Source organism: Pseudomonas sp. BS3782 TE3695 (assembly GCF_050435305.1).
In the GTDB taxonomy this organism is placed as follows: Bacteria; Pseudomonadota; Gammaproteobacteria; order Pseudomonadales; family Pseudomonadaceae; genus Aquipseudomonas.
Window position 1 is genome coordinate 3,106,895 of sequence record NZ_JBNDKB010000001.1, and the last position, 14,014, is coordinate 3,120,908.

The 14,014-nt window shown below is 59.2% G+C and carries 10 protein-coding genes; 6 read left to right on the plus strand and 4 right to left on the minus strand.

Annotated elements, in window-relative coordinates; all coding sequences use genetic code 11:
- Positions 1–7 precede the first annotated feature (7 nt).
- The gene (locus tag ABH909_RS14165) at positions 8–985 is read right to left on the minus strand and encodes a TauD/TfdA family dioxygenase (protein ID WP_429434022.1); all 978 of its coding nucleotides are present in this window, start codon (positions 983–985) and stop codon (positions 8–10) included.
- Between the two features lie 258 nt (positions 986–1,243).
- On the opposite strand from ABH909_RS14165, the gene ABH909_RS14170 reads away from it, so the two are divergent.
- From ABH909_RS14170 to ABH909_RS14185, 4 genes are all read left to right on the plus strand, one after another.
- Positions 1,244–3,304, plus strand: coding sequence for a TonB-dependent receptor (locus tag ABH909_RS14170; protein WP_429434024.1), 2,061 nt, complete (start codon positions 1,244–1,246; stop codon positions 3,302–3,304).
- A gap of 121 nt (positions 3,305–3,425) precedes the next feature.
- Positions 3,426–4,847 (plus strand): diaminobutyrate--2-oxoglutarate transaminase, encoded by a 1,422-nt coding sequence (locus ABH909_RS14175; RefSeq protein ID WP_429434026.1) that lies wholly within the window; start codon positions 3,426–3,428, stop codon positions 4,845–4,847.
- Between the two features lie 66 nt (positions 4,848–4,913).
- The gene (locus ABH909_RS14180; protein WP_429434028.1) at positions 4,914–6,068 is read left to right on the plus strand and encodes an efflux RND transporter periplasmic adaptor subunit; all 1,155 of its coding nucleotides are present in this window, start codon (positions 4,914–4,916) and stop codon (positions 6,066–6,068) included.
- A 26-nt stretch (positions 6,069–6,094) separates the two neighbouring features.
- Complete coding sequence (locus tag ABH909_RS14185; RefSeq protein ID WP_429434030.1) at positions 6,095–9,235, plus strand: multidrug efflux RND transporter permease subunit; 3,141 nt, start codon at positions 6,095–6,097, stop codon at positions 9,233–9,235.
- Between the two features lie 94 nt (positions 9,236–9,329).
- Here ABH909_RS14185 and ABH909_RS14190 read toward each other — a convergent pair whose 3' ends face one another.
- The gene (locus ABH909_RS14190) at positions 9,330–10,199 is read right to left on the minus strand and encodes a LysR substrate-binding domain-containing protein (RefSeq protein ID WP_429434032.1); all 870 of its coding nucleotides are present in this window, start codon (positions 10,197–10,199) and stop codon (positions 9,330–9,332) included.
- Positions 10,200–10,326: 127 nt separating this feature from the next.
- On the opposite strand from ABH909_RS14190, the gene ABH909_RS14195 reads away from it, so the two are divergent.
- Together ABH909_RS14195 and ABH909_RS14200 are read left to right on the plus strand one after the other, a co-directional pair.
- The gene (locus tag ABH909_RS14195) at positions 10,327–10,941 is read left to right on the plus strand and encodes a DUF1989 domain-containing protein (RefSeq protein WP_429434035.1); all 615 of its coding nucleotides are present in this window, start codon (positions 10,327–10,329) and stop codon (positions 10,939–10,941) included.
- A 64-nt stretch (positions 10,942–11,005) separates the two neighbouring features.
- Positions 11,006–11,947 carry a LysR family transcriptional regulator gene (locus ABH909_RS14200; RefSeq protein WP_429434037.1) on the plus strand — a complete coding sequence of 314 codons (942 nt, stop codon included), beginning with the start codon at positions 11,006–11,008 and terminating at the stop codon, positions 11,945–11,947.
- On the opposite strand, the gene ABH909_RS14205 is transcribed toward ABH909_RS14200, so the two are convergent.
- Positions 11,937–13,292 carry an amidase family protein gene (locus ABH909_RS14205; RefSeq protein WP_429434040.1) on the minus strand — a complete coding sequence of 452 codons (1,356 nt, stop codon included), beginning with the start codon at positions 13,290–13,292 and terminating at the stop codon, positions 11,937–11,939. The two genes, ABH909_RS14200 and ABH909_RS14205, sit on opposite strands and share 11 nt — an antisense overlap.
- A gap of 34 nt (positions 13,293–13,326) precedes the next feature.
- On the minus strand, positions 13,327–13,995 hold the full coding sequence (locus tag ABH909_RS14210; RefSeq protein ID WP_429434043.1) for an FMN-dependent NADH-azoreductase: 669 nt from the start codon (positions 13,993–13,995) through the stop codon (positions 13,327–13,329).
- Positions 13,996–14,014 lie beyond the last annotated feature (19 nt).

A 14,014-nucleotide genomic window follows, 5' to 3' on the forward strand; every position in this document is an offset into this window, starting at 1 on the left:
GTGCAATTCACGCCATGGCAACGATGACTTTGCGGTCACCGGTGTAAGGGTTGCGGCCGTGAGCGACCAGTCGATTGTCGAGCATCAGGATGTCGCCGGGCTGCCAGGGAAAACTGATGGCGGTCTGGCGGTAAACCTCGCGCACGGTGTCCAGCACATCGTCGGGAATGGCCGAGCCGTCGCCGAAGTAGACGTGGCGTGGCAGGTTCGCTTCGCCCACCGCCGCCAACAGGCTGGCGCGTACACCCGGTTCAATGGCCGAAACGTGGAACAGGTGCGCCTGGTTGAACCAGACCCACTCACCGCTATCGGGATGCTGCAGCACGGCGGCGCAACGCTGACGGGTGCGCAGGTCGCCATCGGCTTTCCATTCCCACTCGATGTCGTTGTCCAGGCAGTAGCGTTCAACCTGGGCGCGGTCTTGGGTGTTGAAGACTTTCTGCCAGGGCAGATCCAGCGCGCCGCTGTAATTGCGCACATAGAGAAGCTCGCGGCTGGCAAACAGCTCGCGGATCTCGGCAGGCATGCGCTGGTAGATCAGGCGGCTGTCGGCAATCGGCGTTTCGCCACCGGTTTCACTGGCCTTGATGCAGTGGAACCAGATGCGCGAAGGCCACGGCCGGGTATAGGCCTGCTCGTTGTGCAAGGGGATGAATTGATGAGCCGGGTATTCGGTGGAGCTATAGACCCCGGCGAAGACTTTGCTGCGCGGCGTGGAGCCGAATTCGTAGCTGGCCAGCGCTGCGCCGAAACTGGCGGCGAAGCGCTTGAAATCGATGGGCGTTGGCACGCTGAAACCGCGAAACAGGACGCCACCGACAGTCGTCAGCATCTGGTCCAGGGTGGCACGAATCGAAGTGTCCAGGTCATGGATCGATTGTCCCGGTTTCGCCTCTATCAGCACCGGCAACGTTGTCTCGTGGCCAGCCGCTGGAGCATCGGGCAAGGGTTCGAAACGCTCGCTCAGGTGTTCGATTGAAGTCATCCGTGCGCATCCTCTTTTCTATCTTTTTATCAATCAGGCGCAGGGCGTTGGCGACCCTGGAAACCGGCAAAGGTGGCTACGTTTGGTGTCCGCTGAAATTTAGTGTCTGCGATACAGGGCGGCATATTTATTACAAATGAGATCTATTATCAATCTTATTCCTTTATTTTTTTTTTTGGATTAGACTCCCGCCGGCTGGGGAAACACAGCGTTCTGGACATAGAAAAAACACCAATATCTGTCGCAGGGGAACGGGGCGTGAACTTCAAGAAAACTACAATGGCACTGGCTGTGGGGTCGGCGATCTGCCTGTCCAACACTGTGTGGGCAGCTGAACAATCCAACACGATGGAGATTGCTCCAATCACGGTGAAGGGTGAAAAAATCGACCGCACCCTGGAGCAAACCCAGTCGAGTGTCGTCGTGGTCACCGACAAGCAACTGCGCGAGAAGGAGGATCACAGCCTCGTCGACGTGTTCGCCCGAACGCCAGGTGTCTACAACCAGTCAGGTAACGAAAACTGGGGTATTCGCGGCGTACCGGTATCCGGTTTCGAAGACCAGGGCCCGGCCACGCTCAACGGTGCGGTTTCGGTGTTCGTCGACGGCGCCGTGCAACCGAACCGCGCACTGACCCTCAGCCCGATGCCGCTGTGGGACGTCGAGCAGATCGAAGTGTTCCTCGGTCCGCAGTCCACTACCCAAGGCCGCAACTCGCTGGCCGGTGCGGTCGTCATCCAGACCAAGAACCCGACTTTCGAACCAAGCCTTTCATTACAGGGCAACATGGGCAGCTACGGTGAGAGCGGAGGGGCGTTTGCCGGTGGTGGCGCGATTGTCGATGACAAGATCGCCGGTCGTATCGCTGTGGATTACCAGGACGGTGATGGTTACATCGACAACATCGCGCTCGACAATGATGCCAACCCGACCCGCACCTACAATGCCCGGGGAAAACTGCTGATCCTGCCGAACGACGATCTGGATGTGCTGCTGACTTACGCCCATGGTGAAAGCCGCAAGGGTGACAACTCGGTCATGCGCGAAAACGGCAAGGTCCGCTATTACGACGTGTCGTCCGACACCAAGGCTTACGACAAACTCGAACAAGACACCCTCAGCGCCAAGGTGGATTACCGCCTGGACGATAACTGGTCCATTACCAGCCTCACCGCCAATACCCGTTCGGACTATGACGCCCGCCTGGACTTCGACCAGACAGCCGATGCCAACCAGGTCGTTCTGCGCAAGCAGGATGGTGACCTGTTCAGTCAGGAGCTGCGCCTGAACTACGCCGGTGACACGGTGAAGAGCTTCATGGGTGTCTACTACGGGCACAACACCAACAACTTCCACGACCGGTTGTTGTTTGGCAACGAGCTGATCGGCACCGTCAAGGGTGATACGACGATAGAAAACAAGGCGGTGTTCGGTGAAATCAACTGGACGTTCGCCCCGCGCTGGACACTGATCACCGGGCTGCGCTACGACCACGAGAAGAACGACACCGATATCGAACAGGACGACTTCTCCACCTCGGGCAAAACCAGCAAGTCGTTCGATGCCGTATTGCCGAAGCTGGGTATCGACTATGAACTGGCTGCCAATCAGTACGTAGGCTTCATGGTGCAGAAAGGCTATCGCGGTGGTGGCGTCAACGTTCGTACCGGTACCGGTCACGAAGCCTACGATCCGGAATACACCACCAACTACGAGTTGTCCTACCGCGGCTCGTTCTTCGACCAGACCCTGCGTACCCGCGCCAACCTGTACTACACCGACTGGAAAGACCAGCAGGTCAGTGTGCTGGATACGAACACTGACTTCGTTCACGTGTTCAACGCCGGGAGCAGTGACATCAAGGGCCTGGAAGTCTCCGTCGAGAAGGACTTCACCGAACAGCTGACCCTGACGGCCGGTGCCTCCGTTACCGATGCCAAGTACAAGGACTTCGTCACGGGCGATGGCAGGGACATGAGTGGCGAGGACTTCCTCTATTCGCCCAAGTACAAGATGTCGCTGGGCGGTACCTATCGCTGGAATGACCGGTTGACCCTGAACACCGACCTCATTTACCAGAGCACCTCACCGTCGGAGTACGAGTTCGATGACGCGGGTCAAGTCACTAATGAGCGCAAGAGCGACGCTTACTGGCTGACCAACTTCAACGCCGAGTACAAGATCACCAAAAACGTCGCAGTGTCCGGTTACGTGAAAAACGCCTTTGATAAGGAATACATCACCAACAACCGCGGCGGCGACATCATCGATGTCGGCGCACCACGCACCGTGGGTCTGGTTCTGCGCTACGACATGTAAAGCGACGACGAAATGGAAGCGGGGGAAGGATTTCCCGCGTCCGGTTTCACGGCTATCGATCTGAAGCATTCGTTTCAGGCAGCCCTGTTCCCTTCCAAACCCAGCCTCCCTGGAGGAAATCATGAGTGCTTTTTCGAATGTCACATTGGGTGGCGCGCAACAGCTACGCCTGTTGCATAGCGGTCTGTCGAGTCCGTACTGCCTTGATCCGACGCCGATGCTGGAACGCCAGCAACAGCAGGAGTCCAACGCCCGCAGTTACCCTCGGCGTATTCCGCTGGTGCTGGAGCGGGCCCACGGCATCTATGTGCAGGACAGTCGTGGACAGGTGTTCGTCGATTGCCTGGCCGGTGCCGGCACCCTGGCGCTGGGTCACAACCATCCGGTGATTATCGAAGCCATCACTCAGGTCATGGCCTCGGGTGTGCCGATGCATACCCTTGACCTCATGACCCCGGTGAAGGACGCATTCGTACAGGAAATCTTCGGCTGCCTGCCAGCCGACTTTGCGCGTAACGCGCGCATCCAGTTTTGTGGCCCCAGTGGTGCCGATGCCGTGGAAGCAGCGCTCAAGCTGACCCGCACCGCCACTGGCCGGCATTCGGTACTGGCCTTTGAAGGGGCCTACCACGGCATGACTCTGGGGACGCTGGCGATCAGCGGCAACCTGTCGCCGAAAAACGCCCTGGGCGGTTTGATGGCCGGCGTACAACGTCTGCCGTTCCCCCACGATTACCGTTGCCCGTTCGGGGTGGCTGGCGACCAAGGCGTAACGCTCAACGTGCGCTACCTCGAACATTTGCTCAATGACCCGGAAAGTGGCGTCACCGCGCCGGCAGCGATGATTCTTGAACCGATCCAGGGTGAAGGCGGAGTGATTACCGCGCCCGATCGCTGGATGCAGGAGTTGCGTCGCCTGACCCTGGCCCACGGCATTCCGTTGATCGTCGATGAGATTCAATGTGGCATCGCCCGCAGCGGCAGGATGTTCGGCTTCGAGCATTCGGGCATCATCCCGGACGTGATTACCTTGTCCAAGGCCATCGGCGGCGGCCTGCCGTTGTCGGTGATGGTGTACAACGATTCCCTGGACGTCTGGCAACCGGGCGCCCACGCCGGCACGTTCCGTGGCAATCAGCTGGCGATGGCGGCGGGTACCGCGACCTTGCGTTTCATCCGCAACGAAGGGCTGGTGGCCCACGCCGAGAAGGCTGGCGCGCATTTGCGCAAACAGTTGCTGGCGCTGCAAAGCGAATTTGACTGGATCGGCGATGTGCGTGGCCGCGGTCTGATGCTCGGCATGGAAATCGTCGACCCGCAGGGCGCCCTTGATGTTCAAGGCCATCCACCGGTGGATACCGCCCGGGCCAAGGCCTTCCAGCAGGCGTGCCTGCAACACGGTCTGATCGTCGAGTTGGGCGGTCGACACGGTGCTACCGTGCGCTTCCTGCCGCCATTGATCATCACCGAACAGGAAATCGATTTCGTCGCGCAAATCCTGTTCCGCGCGGCCTGTGCGATCAGCGAGCGTCCGCTTCGCTGAATCGCCGCAGCAGGGGGCCTGCCGAGCGCAATCGGCAGGCCTTTTTTCATTGGACAGGGAGTGACAATGCACACAGCTTTTGCCTCGATGAAACCCGCCTGGCTGTTGCTGACGGTGCTTGGATTAAGCGCTTGTGGTGATCAGAAACCGCCTGCCGAGTCCAGTGCGTCGATACCGCACGTAAAGACGCTAACGGTAAAGCCGCGAGCGTTTGCCATGACCACCGATTTGCCGGGGCGAGTTGAACCGGTGCGCATCGCCGAGGTGCGCGCACGGGTGGCCGGTATCGTATTGACCCGGCATTTCCAGGAAGGCAGCGACGTCAAGGCAGGCCAGTTGCTTTTCAGTATCGACCCGGCCCCGCTCAAGGCGGCGCTGATGCGAGCCGAAGGCGCGTTGGCCAAGGTCGAGGCCGATGTCTATCGCGCCAACGCTCAGGTCCAGCGCTTCAAACAATTGGTCGAAATCAATGCCGTCAGCCCGCAAGCGTTCGACGACGCCATGTCCGACCTCAAGAGCGCCCAGGCCAATCGTCTGGTTGCCCAGGCCGACCTGACCAGCGCACGGCTTAACCTCGGTTACTGCCAGGTACGGGCGCCAATCAGCGGCCGTGTCGGTCGAGCGCTGGTGAGCGAAGGGTCGCTGGTGGGCCAGGATGAGGCGACGCAAATGGCGCGGATTCAGCAACTGGACCCGATCTACGCTGACTTCACACAGTCCGCCGATCAGGTCGTGGCCTTGCAGCAGGCCTTGGCCAGCGGGCGCCTGACCCTCAATGGCAGTGGTTCGGCCAAAGTGACGGTGCAAGTGGGCACTCCCGCCCAGACCCGCCATGGCACCTTGATGTTCTCTGACATTTCCGTGGATCGCAGCACCGGGCAGGTGACCTTGCGCGGCGAGTTCGCCAACCCGGATTACCTGCTGTTGCCCGGCATGTATGTACGCGTGGTGGCACCGGCCGGGGTCGATCCGCAAGCCTTGTTCGTACCGCAGCAAGCGGTGCAACGCGGTGCCGACGGCCAGGCACGGTTGATGCTGGTGGATGCCAATGGCGTGGTGCGCGAACGAGTGGTCAGTACAGGCGTGATGGTCGGCTCCGACTGGCAGATCGCTCAGGGGCTGGTGGCCGGCGAGCAGGTGGTGATCGAGCGTGTCGACAAACTCAGCGCCGGGACGCAGGTCAACGTCATCACCTTGGCCGAGCAGCAGGCTCGCAACTGACGGCCAGTGGCCTTGGAAAGCAATCAATGCCCGATTTTTTCATCAACCGCCCGAACTTCGCCTGGGTCATCGCGCTGTTCATCTCGCTCGCGGGGTTGCTGACCCTCGGCACCTTGCCGGTCAACCAGTACCCGGACGTGGCGCCAACGCAAATCACGGTCAGCGCCAACTACCCTGGCGCCTCGGCACAAATCGTCAGCCAGAATGTCACCAGCCTGCTCGAAGAAGAACTCAACGGTCTGCAAGGCCTGATCTATTACGATTCCAACAGCGCCAACGGCGGTGCCGACATCACCATCACCTTCAACCCGGGCACCGACGCCGACATGGCGCAGGTCGATGTGCAGAATCGTTTGCAACGGGTGGTTGGTCGCTTGCCCCGGGCGGTGATCGAGCAAGGCCTGACAGTGGAGCAGTCGCGTTCCAATTTCCTGTTGGTGTATGCCTTGTCCTACACCGACGGCCAGCAGGATTCCATCGGGTTGGCGGACTATGCGGCCCGGGCCATCAACAATGAAATTCGCCGGGTCGCCGGGGTGGGGCGGGTGCAGATGTACACCGCCGAACGGGCGATGCGCATCTGGGTCGATCCTGCGCGATTGGTGGGCTACAACCTGTCCATGGCCGATGTTGGCAAGGCCATCGCCGGGCAAAACGTGCAAGTGCCTGCGGGCAGTATGGGGGAGCGACCGGGACCCGCCGACCAGCACATTACCGCCACGGTGATGGTGCAAGGCCAGCTCGAATCGGTGGAGGCGTTCGGCAATATTGTATTGCGGGCCAATGACGACGGTTCCAGCGTCCGGATCCACGATGTGGCACGCGTCGAACTGGGGCGACAGGACTACCGGTTCGACGCGCGCCTCAATGGCAAACCGGCAGCAGCCATGTCGGTGCAGTTGGCGCCCGGCGCCAACGCGCTGCAAACAGCGGAAGCGATCAAGGCACGGCTTGAACAGCTGTCGAGCACGCTGCCGGCGAACATGACGCTGAACGTACCCTACGACACTTCGTACTTTGTCGAGGTGGCGATCAAGCAAGTGATCTACACCCTGATCGAAGCCATGGTGCTGGTATTCCTGGTGATGCTGCTGTTCTTGCAGAACCTGCGCTACACGCTGATTCCGGCAGTGGTGGTGCCGGTCTGTCTGCTGGGGACGATTGCGGTCATGGCGCCGCTGGGGTTCTCGATCAATATGATGACCCTGTTCGGCATGGTGCTGGCCATCGGGATTCTGGTGGACGACGCCATTGTGGTGGTGGAAAACGTCGAACGGCTGATCACTCAAGAGCATCTGTCGCCCAAGGCCGCGACCCGCAAGGCCATGCAGCAGATCCGCGGGGCGATTGTCGGCATCACCCTGGTGCTGGCGGCGGTGTTTCTGCCGCTGGCGTTCATGGGCGGTTCGGTGGGGGTGATCTATCAGCAATTTGCCATGGCGCTGTCGGTGTCGATCCTGTTCTCCGGTTTTTTGGCGCTGACCCTGACCCCGGCCCTGTGTGCCACCGTGCTCAAACCCTTCGACCCCGTGCTTCAAGCCCGGCCCAACCGCTGGGCAGACGCTTTCAATCGACGCTTCGATGCCCTGGCCCGGCGCTACGAACGGCTGGGTGCGAGCTGGGTTCGACGCCGTTCGCGCAGCATGTGTCTGTACCTGATGTTGCTGCTGGTACTCGTCTTTGCCTATCAACGGTTACCGTCCTCGTTCTTGCCGGCCGAGGACCAGGGTTACATCGTCACCGATATCCAATTACCGCCCGCGGCGTCGGCCTCGCGCACCGACGTAACGGTCCAGGCGTGGGAGCGGTATGCGCTGGCGCAACCTGCCACCGACCAGGTGCTGGCGATCATGGGCTTCAGTTTCTCCGGGGAGGGTGCCAACGCGGCGTTGTCGTATGTCACCCTCAAGGACTGGTCGCTGCGAGACAGCGGGCAGGCCAGCGAGGCGGTGGCCGAGCGAGCGAACGAAGCTTTTGAACACGTCGCCGACGGCACGCTGTACAGCGTGGTGCCGCCGCCGGTGGATGGCCTCGGCAGCTCCAGTGGTTTCGATTTGCGTTTGCAGGATCTGGCGGGGCAGGGGCATGAGGCGCTTTTGAAGGCTCGAAGCCAATTGCTGACGGCCGCCAAGGCATCGCCGGTGATCGGTCACTTGATGGAGGACGGCCTGGCCGATGCGCCGCAAATCAACGTCAGCATTGATCGCGAAAAGGCAGAGGCCCTGGGCGTGAGTTTTGATGTGATCAGTGCGGCGCTGTCCTCGGCGTTGGGTTCGGAGCAGATCAACGAATTTGCCAATCAAGGGCGGATGCAGCGTGTGATCATTCAGGTGGATGGCATCAGCCGGCAGACGCCCGAAGCGCTGTTGCGCCTGCAAGTGCCCAACCGACAGAACCGCCTGGTGCCACTGGAGGCATTCAGCCGCTTCGAGTGGCAGGTCGGGCCGTTGCAGATCGCGCGCTACAACGGCTCGGCGTCGTTGCATTTTACCGGTGATGCCGCGCCGGGTTACAGCACCGGTCAAGCCATGGAGGAAATGCAGAAAATCTCCCGTCAGTTACCGGCCGGTTTCAGCCTGGAATGGTCCGGCCTGTCATTGCAGGAACAACAGGCCAGCGATCAGGTGCCGATGTTGGTGGGCTTGTCGTTGACCATGGTGTTGCTGGTACTGGTCGCACTGTATGAAAGCTGGGCGATTCCCTTTGCCGTGCTGCTGATCGTACCGGTGGGCATGCTCGGTTCTGTATTGGCGGTGACGGTGCTGGGCATGCCTAACGACGTCTATTTCAAAGTCGGTTTGATCACCATCATCGGCCTTTCCGCCAAGAACGCCATCCTCATCGTCGAGTTCGCCAAGGCGCTTCACGGGCAGGGGGCAAGCCTTGCGCAAGCCGCTGCGCAAGCGGCGCGTTTGCGTTTTCGTCCGATCGTCATGACGTCCATGGCGTTCATTCTCGGTGTACTGCCCCTGGCATTGGCCAGCGGTGCGGGCGCCGCCAGCCAGCGAGCCATTGGCGTTGGCGTCATCGGCGGCATGCTGGCGGCGACAGTGCTTGGGGTATTGTGCGTACCCGTATTTTTTGTCTGGGTCCTGTCTTTGGCGAATCGCTTGCGCCGTCGCCATGGGGCCAATATCCAGCCGGTTATTGAAGAGGAGGCGCGATGACAGGCCTGTGCGTTGGCGTCTCGCTGGCTGCATGCGTGAAGTGCCTAAGCGTCTTTGCCAAGAGGGTGTCGGTTCTCAATGATCGCAAAGACCTTCAAAGGTATTGCCTGAGGTAACGTATAAATTCTCGCGCCAGTTGTGACGGCTCTTCCTGCGTGGGAAGCAGCAGCGCAATTTCGTATTTGATCGCTGGCAAGAAAGGCTTCAGGACAAGATTACGGGTGAAGGGCAGGCTGACCACCGGATCTACGATACCGACACCCATACCGGAGCAGACCAGTTGGCATGCCGTCGCGAAGAACTCTGTTTCGGCCACGACGTTCCAGGATGACCCGTACGTCGAAAAAGCCATGGCCAACTGCTGGTAGACAGGGTCGCCCTTGAACAGCGAAACGAATGGCACGCCGTCCAGATCCGCGGGAGTAATCATGTCCAGTTCTGCGAGAGGGTGACCGATCGGCACCATGCACTGGCACTCATACGAAATCACCTCCATACAGGACGCCGGGTAGTCGAGCGGCAACTCGGCAATGGCCAGGTCGAATTGCTGCGTCGTTATCAACTCACGAACAGACTGGGAGTTTCGGGTGATGATCTTGAGCTCGAGCCCCGGACGCTCTTTGGCGAATTCGGCCATCAAGCGTGGTAGCAAGTCGATCGAGATACTGGGATAGGCGGCGATCGCCAGATGGCCTCGTTTTCCCGTCCGGATTTCCTTGGCGATGCGCTGGGTTTTCTCCACGGCTGCCAGCGCGCGTTCAGCCTCGACGAAAAACAGTCGGGCTTCTGGAGTGGGTTGCAGGCGACCACCTTTGCGCACGAATAGCTTGAGGCCTGTCTCATGCTCCAGATTAGCGATGGTGCTGCTTATGGCTGGTTGAGAAATACTCAAAAGCTCTGCTGCGCGGGTCATCGTGCCGTGGATCATCAAGGTTCTGAAGCATTCAAGCTGTCGGATTCGCATAGCCACCCTATAGATTTAACTTATACCGTGGCCACTTTATATTATTGGTTTGAGGTTTTCTTCTGTGTTTTCCTTGACTGCAGGCACACAACCGCCGTCTACCAGCCTTGAAGAAGAGAGCCGTGACATGAACACAATGACTTCGATTTGCCCCAGTGAACTGGTCCGCCTCCCTGCTCGGCATGGTGTCGCCATTCGGTTGAACCCGGGGCAAACCATCAAGGTGATTAACACTCATGGCAAACAGGTGGTAGACACCTGGGCTTTCAACCCGCATGACCTCTATGAGGCCATTTCGATGGAACACAGTCGTCCCTTCTGGTTGAAGCTCAACCCTCACAAAGGAGACAGCCTGCTCACCAACAAACGCCGGAAGATCCTGACGCTCGTCGAGGACACCACACCGGGTATCCACGACACCCTGGTTGCGGCTTGTGATCCGACTCGTTACGTTCAACTGGGAGTTGAGGGCCATCATGACAGCTGCAACGAAAATCTCTTTCTCGCCCTGGATGCCATCGGCCTGGTTGCGCCTGAAACGCCGAGTCCCTTGAACCTCTTTATGAACGTTCCGGTTCATCCGGACGGGCGCATAGAGTTCGCGCAGCCGGTCAGTGAACCTGGGCAGTACGTCTGCCTTGAAGCGCAAATGGAGGTTATTGTGGTTCTCTCTGCCTGTCCTCAGGACATCACTGCCGTCAATGGAATGCGGCCCCAGGACGTTCATTACTGCATCCTGTGATGCGCTGTCCATCGGCAGGAAACTGCATCCATCGCTTGCACACAGTCAGTGCCTGGAGAAAGCCATGCGCAAAATACCACCTCTGAATTCCGTGCGAGCGTTTGAGGCTGTAGCACGTCACCAGAGTTTTTCCGCTGCTGCGAACGAACTCTCTGTGACGGTCGCGGCAGTCAGTCATCAAGTCCGGCAACTGGAAGACGGGTTGGGGCAAAAGCTCCTGGAAAGGGGACGGACGGTGACCCTCACGCCGGCTGGCAAAGCGATCTATCCGCTGTTGCGAGACGGCTTTGACCAGATTGCCCAGGCGTTCGCCCTGCTAGGTGCGACAAAGGAGGGCGATGCTATCCAGGTTTCCACCACCCGCGCATTCGCGGAACGATGGCTCATGCCACGCCTGGCGAAGTTCAACGAGATTTATCCGAACATCGTGGTGTCTATCCACGCCTCGGAGAAAGTAGTGGATTTGCGTTCAGAAACCGTTGATCTGGCGATTCGATATGGTCCGGTCGATGCCGATGTGCGCGGGCCGGTGTTGTTCGAGGATCGGTACATCGCAGTCGCGGATAAGAGCATCTGTCCAGTGGATCGCAACGCAACCATCAACGACTTTCATAATCGCCCGCTGCTGGCGTTCAAATGGAAGAATCAGGCACTCGAGGTACCCTCATGGTCAGTGTGGCTGGCCCGGGTTGAACACGATACCTCCAGGGATTTGCGCATCTCGTGGTATAGCGAGGAAACTCTTGCACTGCATGCGCTAGAGAGAGGGCTAGGCCCTTTGTTGTGCAGCGATGTATTGATTGACGATGAGCTTCGCGCTGGTCGGATTCGTCGGGTGGAGGGCCCGACGTTGGCAGGTTTTACCTACCACCTGATCGAAGACAACAATGGCAGTCCACGGCGCAGCCTTTCGTTGTTCAGGGAATGGCTTCTGAGCGAGGCAAAGTCATTCAGGGCAAATACCCTGAATGACGTGGCAGGCCATCAACTGGCGCTTACGTCCTGAGACCTGTTGCCAGAAGCGTCGATTCTATCGCCAGGCATGCACCGAGCAATTGATCATCGCCACCTCGGGTCGTCGAGAACAGGGTCGAGGTGGCATACCCGATACAGTCCTTCCCGGAAGGGATTGCCACCCCCGGCATATCCAGCAGACTCCCGATCATGGTGAGCGACAAGGTTTCAAGGTTGATGGCGGCAAACAGCGCGTCGTCATTCTCCAGGGGCGCCATCGGCGGGGCGACATGCTTGACCGTTGGCATGACCAGAATGGCCCCGTCCAGCTCCCTCTCGATTGCAGACATCAGCTCCACGCGCAGATGCCGAATCCTGTCTTCGGTAGCCGAGTCGATTTTCTTGGCCGAGCGCAGGCGAGCACGCACCCGGCTGTCCATCCGAGAGCCTTGCGGCCCCTCCACTATCGGGCCCAGGAGGCGCCAGGCTTCTATCGCCCCCAACCAGCCTGCGCGGGCAATAAGTTCACGTGTACGGGCGATTGCGACCATCGGCCGATACTCAACCTGCGCACCGGTCACGCGAAGCCGTTCCATCATCCAGACAAGGTTTTGTTGTACCGCTGGCTGTAACGCCGGGTCAGACATCACGCCCTCGTCGACCACAAAACGCAGGCCTGAAAGATTGGCGGCCCGGGTGACCGTGTCTTTGAAACCACGCATCGCCGCATCAAGCGCAACGCAATCGGCTACGGTATGGGCGAAAGCGCCCAGGCTATCGAGCGTGATGGCCAGCGGGTGAACACCTTCCATGCTGTAACGACCAGTGGAGGCCTTATAGCCAACCAATCCATTGAAAGCCGCAGGAATGCGAATCGAACCGGCGGTGTCAGTGCCGATGGCACTATTGACGATACCCTGTTGAACCGCAATGGCCGAGCCGGAAGAAGAGCCGCCAGGAACGCGTCTTTCGCCAACCACGAGGTCACAGGTCGGCGTTCCAAAATGAGGATTCAGGCCCAGACCGGAATAAGCAAATTCAGTAAGGTTGGTTTTACCCAGCGGGATCATCCCCAGCGCCGTGAGTGCTGCGATGACTGCCGCATCCTCGACCGCTATTGGAGCGTCGACCCGAGTAATGGAACCGGCAGTTGTTCGACTACCGGCAACATCCAGCAGGTCCTTGACCGCATAGGGGATACCGTCAAAAGCGCTCAACTGAGCCCCTCGATGCCATCGCCGGGTTGACGCCTCAGCGTCATTAATGGCGCGCTGTTCAAGTATGGAAATGAACACGTGCTCCGAGTTTTTGGCTGCCGCCAATGCGGATTCGATCAACTCATCGGGTGTTGTAAGGCCCTGCCTCAATTGCTCAGCTGTTTGCAGCATAGTGATCATGATTTCTCCCGTTTTTGGCGGCGGTACGGAGTAGTCAAGCCGGGGACAGCTGGCTTTGTCGTTCTTCAATCATTTGCCTGGCCAGAACCGGAACGGCATCGAAAGCATCCGCGATGGAAGCTTCATGGCGAGCGTCGCCAAACTCCTGGTAGTCGATGGCGATGACATGGGTTTCATTCACGCCCAGATAGTGCGCGCAGGTCTGAATATGAGTGTCCAAATGGTTCATGGATTCGCGTACACCACCGGGACCAAATCCAAATTCGCCCCGGGAAGATAAAATGACCAGCTTCTTGCCGCTCATGATGGGTTCCAGGGGATAGTCGCCGCGGTCCAGATCAAACGTGAAGGTCTTTCCGATACGAATCACTTTGTCAAACCAGGACTTGAGGGACGCTGGCATTCCGTAGTTGTACATCGGGGTACCGATAACGATGACGTCGGCGCGATCGATTTCATCGATCAACTCATCCGAGAGCCGGATCTCCTCGCGCTTTTCGGGCGTCATGTGCTCTTCGGGTGTAAAGACCGCGGCAATCCAGGCTTCTGTCACGAAAGGAGGCGGGTTGTGCCCCACGTCGCGGGCGATGACGTGCGTCTTGTCATCGTGCTCGACCCAAGCCTCGACAAATGCCTGGGACAGTTTACGGCTCAGGGAGCGGTCAGATCGTGCGCTGGCATCAATATGAAGAAGGGTGGTCATGTAATGCTTCCTGTTAATC

Excerpts from the sequence above, each read along its gene's own strand:
- ABH909_RS14165 (WP_429434022.1), bottom strand. The coding sequence starts at position 985 with ATGACTTCAATCGAACACCTGAGCGAGCGTTTCGAACCCTTGCCCGAT.
- ABH909_RS14175 (WP_429434026.1), top strand. The coding sequence starts at position 3,426 with ATGAGTGCTTTTTCGAATGTCACATTGGGTGGCGCGCAACAGCTACGC.
- ABH909_RS14180 (WP_429434028.1), top strand. The coding sequence starts at position 4,914 with ATGCACACAGCTTTTGCCTCGATGAAACCCGCCTGGCTGTTGCTGACG.
- ABH909_RS14185 (WP_429434030.1), top strand. The coding sequence starts at position 6,095 with ATGCCCGATTTTTTCATCAACCGCCCGAACTTCGCCTGGGTCATCGCG.
- ABH909_RS14190 (WP_429434032.1), bottom strand. The coding sequence starts at position 10,199 with ATGCGAATCCGACAGCTTGAATGCTTCAGAACCTTGATGATCCACGGC.
- ABH909_RS14195 (WP_429434035.1), top strand. The coding sequence starts at position 10,327 with ATGAACACAATGACTTCGATTTGCCCCAGTGAACTGGTCCGCCTCCCT.
- ABH909_RS14200 (WP_429434037.1), top strand. The coding sequence starts at position 11,006 with ATGCGCAAAATACCACCTCTGAATTCCGTGCGAGCGTTTGAGGCTGTA.
- ABH909_RS14205 (WP_429434040.1), bottom strand. The coding sequence starts at position 13,292 with ATGATCACTATGCTGCAAACAGCTGAGCAATTGAGGCAGGGCCTTACA.
- ABH909_RS14210 (WP_429434043.1), bottom strand. The coding sequence starts at position 13,995 with ATGACCACCCTTCTTCATATTGATGCCAGCGCACGATCTGACCGCTCC.